The organism is Paenibacillus sp. MT86 (genome assembly GCF_058792535.1).
Genome location: NZ_CM179499.1, coordinates 805,099 through 820,509, shown reverse-complemented (window position 1 = coordinate 820,509; position 15,411 = coordinate 805,099). Strand labels below are relative to the sequence as shown.

Here is a 15,411-nt window from a genome sequence, read left to right as displayed (position 1 = left end):
TTCGTTAAATCAGGTATTATATTGATCTTTGAGGGGGAAGGAATTGACCGTTTGGCGGTTATCCCTTCACCGCTCCTTGCGTAATTCCCTCTATGATGTACTTCTGCATGGCCAGAAAGAACAGAATGACCGGCATGATCCCCAGCACCAGCGCCGGGAGGGCCAAATCCCACTGCTTGGTATACTGCCCAAAAAAGGCAAAAGTAGCAATTGGAATCGTCCGAAGCTCGGCAGACTGCAGAATCAGGGATGGCAGCAGGTAGTCATTCCATATCCACAAGGTGTTCAGGATGATCACCGTCACGAACATCGGCTTCATCAGCGGGAAAACCACCCGGAAGAATACGCCGTACCCGCTGGAGCCATCCACGGTCGCGGCTTCCTCGATCTCCATCGGGATCGATTTCACGAAGCCATGGAACAGGAATACGCTCAGCGGAACCCCGAAGCCCAGGTAACAGATAATCAGTCCGTACAAGCTGTTGTTAATGCCGAGCGTTGCCGTCACTTTCACGAGCGGAATCATGATCGATTGGAACGGAATGACCATCGCCGCCACAAACAGCGCAAACATGATCTGGTTAAAACGCGTGTTGCGGCGAACCATCTGGTAAGCGGTCATGGCGCTTAACATCGCCAGCAGCAGGTTGCTCGCCACCGTAACGACCAGCGAATTCCAGAACGCCTGCGGGAAGTTCGTGATGTCCCACGCCCGTGAATAGTTGCTCCATTCGAACGTGGTCGGAAGCCCCGCCGAATCGGTTAACAGCTCGCCGAAGGTTTTGACGGAGTTCACGAACAGGAAGTAGAACGGGACTAGGAAGAGCAATGCCACGATGACCATGATGATCTCGGTGGCCATGGTGTTCAGCCGGTATTTTCTTGTGGTCTCCATTAGGCTTCAACCTCCTTGCTCTTCGTGAATCGGACTTGCAGGCTTGTTATGATGGCAACCACGATGAAGAATATGACCGCCTTCGCCGTTCCGAGTCCGAGACGGTTATTCGTATAGGCCTCATTGTAAATATTCATGGCCACCGACTCGGTCGAGCCGAACGGGCCGCCTTTGGTCAGGGATAGGTTCAGGTCGAACATTTTGAATGACCAGGAGATCGCCAGGAACAAACATACCGTAACCGCCGGCATCACAAGCGGGATGATAATGGACCGCAGTACCTGCCCCCTGCTCGCCCCGTCGATTTCGGCAGCCTCCAGAATATCCTTTGGCACATTGTTAAGCGAGGAGATGTAGATGACCATCAGGTACCCCGCCGTCTGCCATACGAAAACGATTACAATTGCCCAAAAGGCAGTTCCCTTTGTGCCGAGCCAAGGCAGGTTAAAGAATCCGAGGTTCGTGGCATTGCCGATCGCCGCAAACCCTTTGACAAAGATAAACTGCCAGATGAAACCGAGCAGCAGGCCGCCGATGACGTTTGGCATGAAGAAGATCGTCCGCAGCACGTTTCGTGTCTTCAGTGGCTTCGTCAGAAAGTACGCCAGAATAAATCCTAGAAGATTCGTAAGGATGACGCCAAGCACCGTAAACCGGGTCGTAAACCAGAAAGCATCCCGGAATTTATCATCGTTGGTAAAGATGGTAACAAAATTATCGAAGCCGACAAAGTCGATTTTGCTTGACACGCCATTCCAGTTCGTGAAGGAATAATAAAGACCCAGGAGGAACGGAATGATCATGATGAGGATGAAAAATATGGTGGAGGGCCCCACGAAAAGAAACTGCTGCAGCAGCGCCGAAGATTTTTTTCGATTCATCCCTTGATCTCCCCTTTTCGTTAAGTTGTTGTATGATGTACAGCTATTATGCGGTAACCTGTAAACAATAAACACGGAGAATCATGAACCGTTAGGTGTAAAATATTGACCATACGCGCTTATGTCCATTCGATAATTCCGAGGTGATCCTTCATGAAATATCGCAGCATCCAGACCCGGCTGATCACGTTCATGCTCGCCGTCACGACCATCCCGCTCCTGCTCTCGTTAATCATCACGTTTACGCATACGCGGGAGTCCGTGAAGGAGCAGACGGTGAACGAAAATGTGCGGCTGATCTATCAAGGAGCGACCAATCTGATGAACTATCTGCGCGGCATCGACCGCGCGTCGCTGTCCGTTTATTCGGATCCCCATTTTTTGCGCAACCTTGCCCTGGATCCCGATAACCACCGGGTCGTAGCCGAGCTGTATGCAACCTTGCAGGCCATCCAAACGGGCACGCAGGACGTTCATCAGATTTATCTGCACAATCAATTGACGGGACAATCCACCCAGATATCCAGCAATCTGCCAAGAAGGGAATTCAGGCAGGCTCCGTACCGCAAAATAGAAGAGTTCGGCGAAGGCAATACAGCCATCGAGCCCGTCCATCGGGTGCATAGTTACGGGTTCCCTCCGCGACCCGCGGACATCCTGGATTTTGAGGTGATCACCTTCTACCGATCCATCACCAACGTGCCTGCGCCGGACCAATATGCCCTCATGGCCATTGACGTGAAACTCGACAGTATCTTGGCCATATGCGATCAGCTGTATGCTAAAGGGGAAGAGGCGCTATACTTGATTGATAGCAGCGGCAGCATCATATACGGTCCGGATCCACAGCAGAGAGGTCAAGCACTGGACGATCCTGAGCTTATGGACGTCATCGCTCAAGCGGAAAGAGGATATTATGACGGCGAGGATGCGATGATTGTCTATGAAAAGCTCGATTTGCCTTACGCACCCTGGACGCTCGTCAAGCAAATTCCGCACCAAACGCTGTACAAACATTCGACGGAATTAACGAGCATTAACGCGATTATTGCGATATTAGCGCTATTCATTGTCATATTCGGCACATTATGGATATCGATTCGAATCACAAAACCCATTAAACAGCTCACAACCTATATGAATCAGGTGAAAACCGGGCGGCTCGACGTGAATATTGACGTGACAAGCCCGGATGAGATCGGAATTCTGTCCCGACGCTTCCGAACGATGATGGATACCATCAACAACCTGATCCTGCGCGAGTACCGGCTGGAAATCGCCAATAAAACCAACCAGCTGAAGGCGCTTCAGGCCCAGATCGATCCGCATTTTCTATACAATACGCTCCAGTCCATCGGCACCTTGGCCCTGCAGCACAACGTGCCGAGGATCTATTCCCTGCTCTCTTCGCTGGCGAATATGATGCGCTACAATATGCGCAACAGCGAGGGCAAAGTGACGCTTCAGGATGAGATCAACCATGTGCGGCTGTACCTTGAGCTGCAGAAACAGCGGTTCCGCGATCAGCTGGAAATCATCTGGGATGTGGATCCGGAAAGCCTCACGACCCCGGTTCCGAAGATGATCCTGCAGCCGATCGTTGAGAATTATTTCAAGCATGGCATGAACACGCACGCCGGCGTCGGCCGCATCTCCATCTCCACCCGCATCGCGGAGGATGGCCGCTTGATCGTTGTCATTGAGAATAACGGGGCTTCCATCGAGGAGGAGGAGCTCGCCTCGATCCGCGGCAAACTTGAGACGGCCTTTCATCACCCTGACCGAAACGATGCCGGCGAAGATTCTATCGGGCTGTTGAACGTATACATGCGGTTGAACCTGTACTCCAACAATCATGCTGAATTAACCATAGAGAATGCAGAGCCCCACGGCGTCAAGGTTACGCTCGATATCAAACCACGGGAGAGTGAACACTAGAATGAGAGTATTGATCGTAGATGACGAACAGCACGTTCGGGAAGCTATAGGGCTTCTGGCAGACTGGGAACGGCATGGCATAACGGAGATCGACCAGGCCGCCGACGGCGAGGAAGCGGTAAGGCTAATCGAGGAGAAGAAACCGCAGATTGTCCTGACCGACATGCGGATGCCCCGCAAAAACGGACTTGAGCTGCTGACCTGGCTGCATGCCGCGAAACCGGATATTAAAGTGCTTGTCATCAGCGGATACGATGATTTTGAATATGTGCGCCATACCATCCGTTCGGGAGGCATCGATTATATTCTCAAGCCCGTGGATCCGGACAGCTTGAACGAGGCGCTGGCCAAAGCGGTTGAAACCTGGCGGCTTGAGGAAGAGAAACGGCGGCATATGACCAATCAGACTATTGAAATGAATCAGATGACCCCATTCTATATGGACCGCCTGCTCTCGGATCTTGTGAACGGTTACGGCAGCCGGGAAAGCGTCGTCTCTCAATTGCGGAACCGGATGACGCTGCCCGAAACCGGCATGGCTTGCAACGTTGCCGTGCTCCGCGACGATCAATTTGACGAAGCTTTGCTGTCCAAATTCCGCAATAGGCGGCATCTGCTGTCCTTCACCCTCATCAACATTTGCAATGAGCTGTTGAAGGATCGCGGAGTAGCCTTCCGGCATATCGACAAGCCCGGAGAAATCATCCTGCTCTGTTGGAATCCACGTCTTCCCTTTAACGACCTGCTGGATCGAATCAATGACGGGTTCTTCTCCACCCTTCGCAGGCGGAGCCATTTCGGCGCCGCCGAAGCAGGCGCTTTTCCCCAAGATCTGCCCAAGGCTTATTCGACTGCAGTCCAAGCCCTGTGCAGCCGCAATTTACTGACTGGCAAGTCCCACATCCATCGTGAGCGCGCCGTCGAAAGCGAGGGCTCCCGTACCCTGCGGCTCTCCTCCTACGAGGAGGAATTCAAGCTGGCCGCGCTCAGCGGGAGCAAGGAGCGCATCGAGGCGGCCACGGCAGAGTGGCTGCAAGAGGTTCGCGAGAGGGATCTTGTTTCTCCCGAGCATCTGATGAGGTGGAATTCGGAATGGGACTGGATCCAGTATCACTGGACGGAAAATGAAGTGAAAAGCACGCAGGAGCCCGTCGAGGACGCTGAAATTTCGCAGGACCTTCCCTCCGCGCTCCCTTACAGCGAGGATGGCATGATTTGCTGGGACCGCTGGCGCGAACAGATCAGCGGAAGGCTTTACGCGGCATCCCGGGTCCTTACCCAGATCCATTCGAAGGACAGTCACATCATTCATGACATAGCCCAATATTTGGAGCAGCACTATCATGATGAGATTTCGCTGCAGCAGATCGCAGGCAAGTTTTTTCTTAGCAGGGAGTACATCTCCCGTAAATTCAAGCAGGAATTCGGCGTGACGTTATCGGATTTCCTCGGTCGGATTCGAATCGAGAAAGCCAAAACGCTGCTGCTCAATCCCCAAATTCGGATTGCCCAGATCGCGGAGATGGTCGGTTACCAGGACGAGAAATATTTTAGCAAAGTGTTCAAGAAGATGGAGGGTTTCACGCCGAACGAATATCGCAAGAAGCATATGAATTAAGGAAACGATAACCCCCTTTCTTTTGGCTGCTGGCTCGTTATCCATTCTTTTGGGTATATTCTATATAGTCCAGACTGATATCAGGAGGAGATTGTATGTACCGCACGAACCCGTACCGCTGGTGGAACCTGCTGTTTTTCCTCGGGGTTATCACCGTGAACGTGTTATCGGGCATGCTGCCGCTGGGCGGCAGAACGACCGGGGAGATATCGGATATGTATTATACGGCGATCACTCCCGCAGGGTATGCCTTTTCCATATGGTCCGTCATCTATGTGCTGCTGCTCTTTTTTGTCATCTACCAGCTGCGCCGCGACTCCGGAAACCGGGACTCCGTCAAATCCATCGGTCCATGGTTTATTCTCAGCTGCGTATTCAATATGGCCTGGCTTGTACTATGGCACTATTTGTATATTGAATGGTCTGTCGTTGTGATGTTATTGCTGCTGCTGACCCTATGGGTTCTATATGTGCGCACGCATGCGATAGACTATCCGACGCCCGGCGAGAGATTCTGCCTGAAGCTGCCGTTCAGCCTATATATCGGCTGGGTGTGCCCTGCCTTTATCGTCAATGTCGGGATCGTGTTCCAAAAGAATGGCTGGAGCCTCTTCGGGCTGCGCGAATCCGCTTTGGGTATCGCCCTGCTCTGCGTAGGCGCTTTACTCGCCATCCTGATCGGACTGCGATACCGGGACGGCATCGTACCGCTGGTCTTCACCTGGGCTTACATCGCCATCGCCGCCGAGCATCGGGAGACCGACAGTATTTTAATGACCGCCTTCGTGCTCTCGATTATCTTGTTTGTATTTGCCATATGGCTCTTCTTCACGCGCAATCGAAGACGATCCCGGTATTAAAGCCCGGATTCATCGGCTCGTTCTTCAGAATTTTCATCGAAAGGATTTGGAACAAGCAAAAGGAGCTTTGCCGACGCAGGCAAAGCTCCTTGTACGTTCATATCGTTTAATTCTTAACGGCTATAACCTCGATCTCTACCAATCCGTCCTTCGGCAGACGAGCAACCTCCACGGCACTGCGCGCAGGATACGGCTCGGAGAAGAAACTGCCGTACACTTCGTTCACCGCCGCGAAATCGTTCATATCCTTCAGGAATACCGTGGTTTTAACCACTTGATCCAGGCTTGTCCCGGCAGCTTCAAGGATTGCCTTGACATTGCTAAGCGAAAGCTTCGCTTGTTCCTGGACCCCTTCACCGAATTCTCCTGTTTCAGGATTCAATCCCAGCTGGCCTGAAGTATATACGAATCCGTTGATTTCTACAGCTTGGCTGTATGGTCCGATGGCTCCCGGGGCTTTGTCGGTCGATATGATATGTTTACTCATGATATATCACCCTTTCTATGTATTCCTATATGTGTACATTGTAATCCGCCGCGGGTTCTCTGGCAAATTTAATCAGCGGCCTCGCCTAGAACATGCATCACTTCATTGGTGTATACATGATGGCCTTTCATATCCGTTAGACCGATGTTCACCATGGACCTGGCGACCTTCTGCGCCGGAATGGCCCGGTATGGGGCAAGCTTCGGACCCCTGAATGCAAAGTCGAGGGAAGTCATCAGAAGCGAAGCCGCCCGCTCCCCAAACCGCCGTTCGGGCCTCTCCCCCAGCAATAACGACGGTCTGAACAGATGCAGCCCCCGGAAACCGATTCCGGCCAACCGTTCTTCAACCTCTCCCTTGGTGCGAAGATAGAAATTACGAACCTTCGGATTGGCGCCTACGGAGCTGACCGCCATAAATTGCCTCACTCCGTTCTGCTTGGCCAGCTCTGCCGCCTTGATGACATAGTCCACATCCACTTTACGGAACTGCTGCTGGGACCCCGCTTTCCTGATTGTGGTCCCCAGACAGCAATACACGCTATGGACGCCGGAAAAAGCGTCGCCGTATCGTTCCAGCTGGTCCCACTCCACCAGGATGGGCAGCAGCTTGGGATGCGTGACCTCCGGGAGTCTTCGCACCAGCACGCGCACCTCATCAAGCTCCCCGCGGCCCAGCAGCTCGTCGGTTACCGAACGCCCCACAAGCCCCGTGGCCCCGACTACGAGTGCAACCTTTCCCAACGAAACCCCTCCTTTTCGTTCATCATATGAAATATCCATGACATGAAAGACATCGGCTGCCTGCCGTTCTTCTAAGCGGAACGAAGCACTCTCCGCCCCACCGTCAAAGCAATCAGTACCATCAGCACGCCCACCGCGGTTTGAAAACCATATCGGGATACCCACTCGGGCGCATGTGCAATCCCTTTGAATATGAGACCGCCCAGCATGGGACCGAGAAAAGAGGCAAACCCCGTGATGGAGGAGTATACGGCAATGAACATCGGCCGTTCGCTTTTCGGCGTATCTCCGATCATGAAGTTAAAGGCAAGCTGGTTAAAGCCGCCTACGCCGGCACCAAGCAGCATATGCGATAACAGCAGCACCGGAATTACGGGCAGGACGGACAGCAAGCCCCATGTCAAGCACGACCCCGCAATCAGCGGCAATGTCCAATAGAGCAAGGTTCTGTTGCTGAAACGCGCATTCAAATTTCCCCATACGTAGAAACCGATCATCATGATCACGGTCTGCGCAACGGTCATGATGGATACGATCGAATACGAAATATGCAGAACGTCCAGCATGGCGTACGAGTAGAGCGGAACAATCAACGTCTGCAGAAAGAGCCAACCAGCCAGAAACAGCGTAGATTTGATAAACGTGGTATCCGACAGCGGCTTGCGGATCATCGCCCTGAACTGACGCTCGCTCGAATGCTCGAAGGGAGGATCAGGATACAAGAAGAACATGGATAAGTTCGCAGCGATGGCAATCCAAGAAATCATAAACAGAATCAGGAAGCCCCCGCCGCCGGGATAACGGTCCAGGATGATCCCGCCAACAAACAGGGTCAGGGCTCCGAGCGCATTCAGGATGGTATTGCGTATGCCGAAATAACGTCCCCGCACTTTGGCCGGCACCATGTCGCTAATCAGCGAGGTCCACAGCATGCCGGATACGGTATTGGCAATAAAGGCGCCCATATAAAGGATCATAAACACCGGAACCCACCATCGTTCCGGAAAAATAAACGGGATCAGGCCCGTAGCCCCCCACAACATGCGGTGCATAAAGGTAAACACAATCATTGCTTTCTTGCGATACTGCAAGCGCTGGATCAGGTACGCAACCAGAATCTGAAGCACGTTGAATAGCGTGGTGACGGCCAGAACAAAACCAACCTCACTGGATTCCGCGCCTAAGTACAATAAGTACCCTGTCAAAAAGGGGCCGCCCAGCAGCGTCTGCAAAATGATCGCCGGAACCCCTTCCCATGTGGCCGTCATCAAATGTTTGCGTTGATGCGAAACCTGTTTGCGCGGCTTGTGAATAACCTGGACAGCCTTGATGTTGATACACTCCTTCGATGTCTTCAAATGGGCTGATCAAACTTCCTTTTGACCTCATTCTACACCGCATCGGACCCAAGTCAATATGACTTTTGAAATATAAAACTCACATGAATTTCTCATTGCATATTACCTGGACAGACAGGCTTAAAAAGTCAAAAAAAGAGCGCAAATCAGGCTCGATTTGCACTCTTTCTCCATGCGGTTATGAAACTGGCCAGCGGTTTCCATTCCCTGCCGAGCCAGCCGGAGGACTCGGAAGATTCTTCCGCCATGAAGCCCGCGGCGGGCGCTGCCGCCTGCTGACTGTCCGTGACAGGGAGAATCTCCTCGTTCGTCATCTCATAGTATCCCAAATGATAGGTGCTGACCATGTCTCCGTGTAAGGTAAACACCTTGCCGTCACGAATATCGATCACCTTGCCGGTCACAACACGGGATTCCAACATGATTCGTACTGCCTCCCTTATCGTCTTGTGGACTAGTCGCGGTATCTTGCACTCCAATCCGTATATTCGCGCTCCGCCGCGTCCTTCGTATGCCCGTAGCGTTCCTGCAGCTTGCCAACCAATTTATCTTTCTCGCCGTCGATCACATCAAGATCGTCATCCGTCAATTTGCCCCATTGCTTCTTCGCTTCACCCTTCATCTGCTTCCATTTCCCTTTAAATACGTTGCTATCCATAAATATCAGCTCCTCTTAGCGTAATGGATGATGAATTGTATCATTGCCTGTACTTGTGTATACCCGTCAGGAGTTTCTCTGAATCCTGGCAAACGATGACAACGGGGAGTTTCCGCTCTCGAACCATACCTCAAAGTGCCGCATGCAAAAAGCTGCCGCCGTGGACTTCAACCATCCGTGGCAGCAGCTTGGATTGTACAGAGATATCCATTTTCATAGCATAAGGCAGAAATTAAACTTCCCTATCAGCCTTTCAGTTTGATGACGGCTCCCTCCCTTTCCCTCTCCTTATCCTTCTCCTCCTCTTTATCCTCGCCAACCAGCTCTCTGGCGGAGGCTTTGAATTCGGACAATGTGCGGCCCACCGCCCGGCCGAGCTCGGGCAGCTTGGAAGGGCCGAACAGAATGAGCACGACTATCAAGATCATCATCAATCCGACGAAACCGACATTTTGGAACATAGAACCCAACTCCTTTAATATGTGATGGTAACGGTTCATGTTGAAAGCCAGCGGCTATTCGATCCGCCGCTTCGCGAAACGAGGACAACTTACTTTTTCTTATCCTTATTCGGGTATACGGCTACGGCCTCAATCTCAATCAACCAATCGGCATTCACAAGACCGGCTACCCCCACGGTGGAACGCGCAGGCTTAACCGGATTCTCCTTCGTATTAAAGAATTGGGCGTATGCGTCAAACCAGCCGGTATAATCAAAGGTCCCGTTCTTCGCTGCATCCGGGGTCAAGTACACTCTCAAATAGACGACATCCTTCATCGTCAATCCCTGCTCCTTCAGCTGCTTCTCGATTTCCTTCAGGATGCCGATCCCCTGGGTTTTCGTATCGCCATAGCGTTCATAAACCGTTTTGCCGTCTTTGTTCAACAATGGCGGAACCGTCCCGCTCGTATAGAGATAAGAGGAACCCTCCGGCACGACTACCCCGCTGGAGATCGAGGATGTAGGACTGCCGTAAAATTGGGGGGCCGGCAAAGCTTTGGCCGGCTTCTTATGGGCAGAAGCGCCGTCGACATATGCGGTTAAGCTTACGGCACTGAACAGCATGGCGAGTGCCAGGAACGTCTTCAGTTTATTTTTCATGGGTTATGGACTCCCTTCTCCATTATGATTTCATGACGCGTTGATGGATATCGGTTACGACCTCGCGGGCGGACTCGATGGCGCCTGCCTGCCAGGCCGTAATGTAGCTGATATGCTCCCCTGCCAGGTAAATGCGGTTATCCGGCTTGCAGAGGGTCGGGTAGTAGGTTTTCCTATCATTGGCGGAATAGGATACCCAGCCACCCTCCTGGTATTGGGTCTTCTTCCAGTCGATCGAGAAGGAGGCCTCGAACTCCTTCGGATACTGCGGATGGATCTTGGCCCCCTGCGTCAATGCCAGTTTCTCGCGCTCGGCATACGACATGCTGCCGAGTTTATCGGCGATGCCCCCGTACGCATAATAGCCGAGCAGGATCCCCTTCTTCCCGAAATAGTCTGTCGGCGGATAGTAGATTTGCGTAATGTCCATATTCGTCAAGCTGCTGCCGCCGTACAGATACTCGTCTTCTTCCCAGAAACGGCGCTTGAACTGCAAACCGATTTTACCTGCGGAGGCGTAGCCCACGCTGCCGATGGCTTTGGACATCTCCGGCGAGAAGTCGGCCGGGATCTTCTTCAATACCGTCAGCGGTATGGTGCAGATGCAGTAATCCCCGCGAACTTCCTGGTCTCTGCCGGAATGGCCGTCCGTATACACAATCCGCACGCCGGAGGAGGACTGGCGAATTTCCTTTACCTCGGCCCGGTACTTGATCCGGCTGCCTACCCGTTTCTCGAATGCCTTGACGATGGCGTCCATGCCGCCTATGGGGTGAAACATCATCATCTGCTGGTCGTAACCGTATTCGTTGCTGAAATATTTGCCGAAGCCGGAATTGATGATGGCCTTCAAATCGAACGGATCGCGGAGAACGCCGGCATCCAGTCGGCTTCCCGGTTCATCCTTATACCCGCCGCGCTCCGATCCCTTGTAGAACAGGTCCGGATTCAGATCGCCTTCGGCCTTCAGATAATCCACCAGCTTCAGCTTCTCTTCCGCCGTCAGCGGCAGATCCAGCGCATTTTGATTCACGGCTTTGGCCAGCATCTCGGCCACGTAACCGCGTACGTCGGCTTTGGCTGCACGCTTGGGGACGCGCTGTCCGGACAAAGCCCCCACGTTCTCGTTATAGTAATAGCCGCTCTCGTTCACGTTGTTGAAGGGCTCGATGGCTACGCCAAACTTCTTGCAATAATCCAGCGTGACGTGAAACTGCGGAATCCGCATCGGGCCTGCATTGAAATACAGTCCGTTATCAAAACGGGAAGTCTGACGGCCGGATCCGATCTCCGACACGGAGGTTCCTTTGCGGATCGTCCAGTTACGCCCGCCGGCAAAGCTCTTTGCCTCCAATATCGTGCAGTCGTAACCTGCCAGACCAAGCTCATACGCTGCCGTCAGGCCCGCGATCCCTGCGCCGAGAATAACGATCTTCTTGCCGCCCCGGCCGCTGAGATGCAGGTCATTCTTTCCGGGTGGGGTATATTCCGCGGCTTTCAACGTTTCCGGCGTAAGGAGCCCCATCGTACCCATCAAGCTGAAGACGGCGACAGATCCGCCCACCTTGCCAACGGTCGTCAGAAATTGTCTCCGGGTCATCTCTTTTGGTTGTTCTTTTGTAGCCACCCTCGTTCACTCCTTCGCTAGTTTGGGATTGGATTGGATTCATGAGCCGATCTTAGCAGAGAAAACAAAGTTTGACTTAAATATTGTTAGAATTCCTCACACAGTTTTTTATTTTTTGAAAAATGATTGCTTTTTCACTTTCTTTTTCATAAAATCATGTCATAAATCCTTCCAAGAAGGAATGGATTCACCCAAATTATTACCGTTTTATCTTCTTTGGTTTTAATCCCAAGCCATTAACAAAGCTCAGGGTTAACAATACTTACATAGGAGGTAAAGAGCATGGAGAGTAAGGTGATGAGTATTGGGGTTGTTTGCGAACTGACCGGATTGACCGAAAGGCAAATCCGGTATTACGAGGAACGCAAGCTCATATTTCCGGAGCGTACGAAGGGAGGAAACCGCAGATATTCTTTTGAGGATGTGAAGAGCATTCAGGAAATCCATCAAAAAATGCAGGAGGGATTTAATACGTTTGAACTGAAGGAATTGAATAAATCGAAAAAACAGCGCTGCACGCCGATCTTCCGATGATGACCAAAGGAGTGACGAAGTCTATGGAGTTCAAGAATACCATGACGCTGCTCGAGCACATCGCCGAACTTAGAAAGCGAATCCTTCTGGTAGCCGCCGTCTTTCTCCTAAGCATGGCGGCAGGCCTGTTCGCCGCACCCCATGTGTTATCCATGTTAAAGCACCATTCACCCGCCTTTCAGGTAACCTGGAACGTATTCTCGCCCTGGGACGGTCTCCGCATCTATATGAGCATCAGCATCGTATTGTCTCTGCTTCCTACCCTGCCGTTCGCCCTGCATCAAATCTGGCTGTTTGTCAATCAGGGACTGAACGGCCGCGAGCAGAAAGCGGCCCTTCGGTTTATCCCCTTCTCTGCGTTATGTTTTCTCATAGGGGTCGCGTTTGCGTACTTTGTCGTTTTTCCGATGAGCCTCGCTTTTACGACGGGAATCAACAGTCAGATGGACCTCGTCGAGACGTACGGCGTCGCCCAGTACTTCGGTTTCATGTTCAATATCATCATCCCGCTGTCTCTTGCCTTCGAGCTGCCTGTCATCGTCCTGTTTCTGACGCGAATAGGAATATTAAGCCCGGCTATCCTGCATACCATGAGGCGCTACGCCTACGTCGTTTTGGTTATCGTTGCGGCGCTGATCTCGCCGCCTGACCTCGTATCGCACCTAATGGTTGCCGTCCCGCTCATCGGTCTATATGAAATCAGCACATGGCTGGCAGGCTGGATGCATCGCAAGGGGAAGGATGCAGAGCATGAAGAAGGTACGGAAATCGATACGGCTCACCAGATGATCTGATATCCTTGTTTTTTCCTGTCGGCTCCTGCAAGGAATCAGCATGATAAACGTGCTGGACTGCAGCATTTGGCAGCATGTAGACGACATACCCGCAAAAAAGAGGCCGTATACCTGCACAGGTACGGCCTCTTACTTGCTCATCAAAGAATCCGTGCAGCTGCGTTCCTTGGCCGGTCCCCCGCTAACGGATCGTAATGACCTTCTTCTCCGCTTTCATGTATTTCACGAACATGCCCGCATAATCGGGATCCCACTGGGTTCCCCTACCAGCTTCCAATATGCTCAACGCATCCGCGGATTTCATGCCGCTGCGGTACGGCCGATCCGACGTCATGGCATCATAGGCATCGGCCACCGCAATAATCCTGCCGAACAGCGGAATTTCCTTTCCCTTCAGCCCGTCAGGGTACCCGCCTCCGTCATAGCGCTCATGGTGGGAGCGCACCCCCTCCAGGTAAGGAGCCATCGCATCGGCAGGCTCGATTTGCAGCAGAATGTTCTCCCCTTGCGCCGGATGAGCCTTTACCTGATCGAACTCCTCTGCCGTCAGTTTCCCTTCCTTCAGCAAAATGTTGTCCCTGACCCCGATCTTGCCGATATCATGCAGCAATGCCGTCTTATGCAAAAGATCAACCTGCTCTTCGCTTAGTCCGGCCAGACGGCCGATCAACACCGAATATTCCGCTACCCGAAGCGAATGGCCGGCCGTGTAAGGATCTCTGGCATCCAGCGCCGCCGCCAAAGCGGCAAAATAACTGTCCAGCAGCTTGCGATTCCGTTCCTCGCGCACCTGCAGCCCGCGGACCATCATATTAAAACCCGCGATCAAATTGGAAAATTCATCGGAGTAGAGATTGGAGGTCTGAATCAGACGGCCCTCCTTGATCTCATTCATCGCCCGGTACAGCTGACGGATGGGACGCTGCAAATCCTGGGTCAAGAGCCAGGCGCCGATATAAGCAAATCCGACCCCAAGCAGCAATATAAATCCGGCCCAGCCCCAATACTGCTGGGCTACAATCTGACTAAGCCCCTCCAACCGGATCTGCACGGCCAAACTGAACAGAAATAGCGGAAAGGTGCCGATCAGCATCGTACTCAGCAGAAATTTCGTCCGAATCGCCATGAACACATGGCCTTCAAGAGAGAAATCCACGCCATAACGCGACAGCGCCTGCCGCCGAACTTCCTTGATCAAAGGGCGAATGGCGGCTATGGTGAGGAAAAATTCGATCATGGCATGACAGCTGGCCAGCAGGACCGCCCCCAGGCAAGCCAGCCATATGTAGAACGGCGGGAAATTCAGCTTCCCCTGCTCCATCATCCAAACGGTAAGCAGAATGGCCGGAAGCGATAAACCGAGCAGATGCGGTCCGAATATGCGATATACCGCCAAACGCGGCATACGGTGAATGCTCAAATACGCTTTTTCCAACGTTTCCAAATCCGTATGGCCTTCATCAAATCCCGCGTGAATCGGCCGTAAATGGCGAAGAAAGACCGTCAGCTCCGATGCGACCATTACCATGAACGAAATGGCCAATATGAGCATTAGACGCACGCCTTCCCGGGTGGGAATCTCGAGGGTCGTTACCATTAATACGCCACCCACAACAAGCACAGCTGCAATGGACCCGATCATATAGTTCCGGATTAGCTGTTTAAGAAAAGACTTATACAGTTGCATGGAACGCCTACTTTCATTAAACGGATAATAAACATCGGCAAGGCATATGCGATCCGAACGTATTCGACATGATGCTACAAGTTTAAGAGCTCGGCAGCAGAATTTGCAAGAAAAAACTGTTAATATGAATATCGTAGGATTTCAGGAAAAAATCAAGCGTTTTTGCATATCATTCTAATATTCGTTTGAATATCTTTGCTTATTACATGCAGTTGTGCTATAATAATTA

The 15,411-nt window shown here is 52.1% G+C and carries 16 protein-coding genes; 5 read left to right on the top strand and 11 right to left on the bottom strand.

Annotated elements, in window-relative coordinates; translation table 11 throughout:
- Positions 1-58: 58 nt before the first annotated feature.
- The gene (locus AC3RCL_RS03540; RefSeq protein ID WP_012818896.1) at positions 59-895 is read right to left on the bottom strand and encodes a carbohydrate ABC transporter permease; all 837 of its coding nucleotides are present in this window, start codon (positions 893-895) and stop codon (positions 59-61) included.
- Positions 895-1,776 carry a carbohydrate ABC transporter permease gene (locus AC3RCL_RS03535; protein ID WP_009593034.1) on the bottom strand — a complete coding sequence of 294 codons (882 nt, stop codon included), beginning with the start codon at positions 1,774-1,776 and terminating at the stop codon, positions 895-897. Before AC3RCL_RS03535 ends, AC3RCL_RS03540 begins: the two co-directional genes overlap by 1 nt.
- Positions 1,777-1,929: 153 nt before the next feature.
- Here AC3RCL_RS03535 and AC3RCL_RS03530 point away from each other — a divergent pair, with 153 nt between their 5' ends.
- From AC3RCL_RS03530 to AC3RCL_RS03520, 3 genes are all read left to right on the top strand, one after another.
- Positions 1,930-3,714, top strand: a complete 1,785-nt coding sequence (locus AC3RCL_RS03530; protein WP_492534588.1) for a sensor histidine kinase — start codon at positions 1,930-1,932, stop codon at positions 3,712-3,714.
- Position 3,715: 1 nt separating this feature from the next.
- Entirely contained in the window at positions 3,716-5,332 is a 1,617-nt protein-coding gene (locus AC3RCL_RS03525) for a response regulator (protein WP_213580150.1), read from the top strand.
- Positions 5,333-5,427: 95 nt separating this feature from the next.
- A complete protein-coding gene (locus AC3RCL_RS03520; protein WP_192569806.1) occupies positions 5,428-6,192 on the top strand; it encodes a TspO-related membrane protein in 765 nt (254 codons plus the stop codon).
- A 106-nt stretch (positions 6,193-6,298) separates the two neighbouring features.
- On the opposite strand, the gene AC3RCL_RS03515 is transcribed toward AC3RCL_RS03520, so the two are convergent.
- The 8 genes from AC3RCL_RS03515 to AC3RCL_RS03480 form a co-directional block, all read right to left on the bottom strand.
- Positions 6,299-6,679, bottom strand: coding sequence for a RidA family protein (locus AC3RCL_RS03515; protein ID WP_009593048.1), 381 nt, complete (start codon positions 6,677-6,679; stop codon positions 6,299-6,301).
- 68 nt (positions 6,680-6,747) lie between these two features.
- Positions 6,748-7,422: an NAD(P)H-binding protein gene (locus AC3RCL_RS03510; RefSeq protein ID WP_096777108.1), complete on the bottom strand. Its 675-nt coding sequence runs from the start codon at positions 7,420-7,422 to the stop codon at positions 6,748-6,750.
- 71 nt (positions 7,423-7,493) lie between these two features.
- Positions 7,494-8,780 (bottom strand): MFS transporter, encoded by a 1,287-nt coding sequence (locus tag AC3RCL_RS03505; RefSeq protein ID WP_492534587.1) that lies wholly within the window; start codon positions 8,778-8,780, stop codon positions 7,494-7,496.
- A 146-nt stretch (positions 8,781-8,926) separates the two neighbouring features.
- Entirely contained in the window at positions 8,927-9,202 is a 276-nt protein-coding gene (locus AC3RCL_RS03500) for a hypothetical protein (protein ID WP_012818890.1), read from the bottom strand.
- A 32-nt stretch (positions 9,203-9,234) separates the two neighbouring features.
- On the bottom strand, positions 9,235-9,438 hold the full coding sequence (locus tag AC3RCL_RS03495) for a CsbD family protein (RefSeq protein WP_009593042.1): 204 nt from the start codon (positions 9,436-9,438) through the stop codon (positions 9,235-9,237).
- A gap of 245 nt (positions 9,439-9,683) precedes the next feature.
- Positions 9,684-9,899, bottom strand: a complete 216-nt coding sequence (locus tag AC3RCL_RS03490) for a twin-arginine translocase TatA/TatE family subunit (RefSeq protein ID WP_012818889.1) — start codon at positions 9,897-9,899, stop codon at positions 9,684-9,686.
- Between the two features lie 89 nt (positions 9,900-9,988).
- Positions 9,989-10,540 carry a RidA family protein gene (locus tag AC3RCL_RS03485; protein ID WP_492534586.1) on the bottom strand — a complete coding sequence of 184 codons (552 nt, stop codon included), beginning with the start codon at positions 10,538-10,540 and terminating at the stop codon, positions 9,989-9,991.
- 22 nt (positions 10,541-10,562) lie between these two features.
- Positions 10,563-12,167: a flavin monoamine oxidase family protein gene (locus AC3RCL_RS03480; protein WP_492534585.1), complete on the bottom strand. Its 1,605-nt coding sequence runs from the start codon at positions 12,165-12,167 to the stop codon at positions 10,563-10,565.
- A 282-nt stretch (positions 12,168-12,449) separates the two neighbouring features.
- On the opposite strand from AC3RCL_RS03480, the gene AC3RCL_RS03475 reads away from it, so the two are divergent.
- Together AC3RCL_RS03475 and tatC are read left to right on the top strand one after the other, a co-directional pair.
- Positions 12,450-12,701, top strand: a complete 252-nt coding sequence (locus AC3RCL_RS03475) for a MerR family transcriptional regulator (RefSeq protein WP_012818886.1) — start codon at positions 12,450-12,452, stop codon at positions 12,699-12,701.
- Positions 12,702-12,724: 23 nt separating this feature from the next.
- Complete coding sequence (gene tatC, locus AC3RCL_RS03470; RefSeq protein WP_492534584.1) at positions 12,725-13,495, top strand: twin-arginine translocase subunit TatC; 771 nt, start codon at positions 12,725-12,727, stop codon at positions 13,493-13,495.
- 181 nt (positions 13,496-13,676) lie between these two features.
- Here tatC and AC3RCL_RS03465 read toward each other — a convergent pair whose 3' ends face one another.
- A complete protein-coding gene (locus tag AC3RCL_RS03465) occupies positions 13,677-15,182 on the bottom strand; it encodes an HD-GYP domain-containing protein (protein WP_192569809.1) in 1,506 nt (501 codons plus the stop codon).
- Positions 15,183-15,411: the final 229 nt, after the last annotated feature.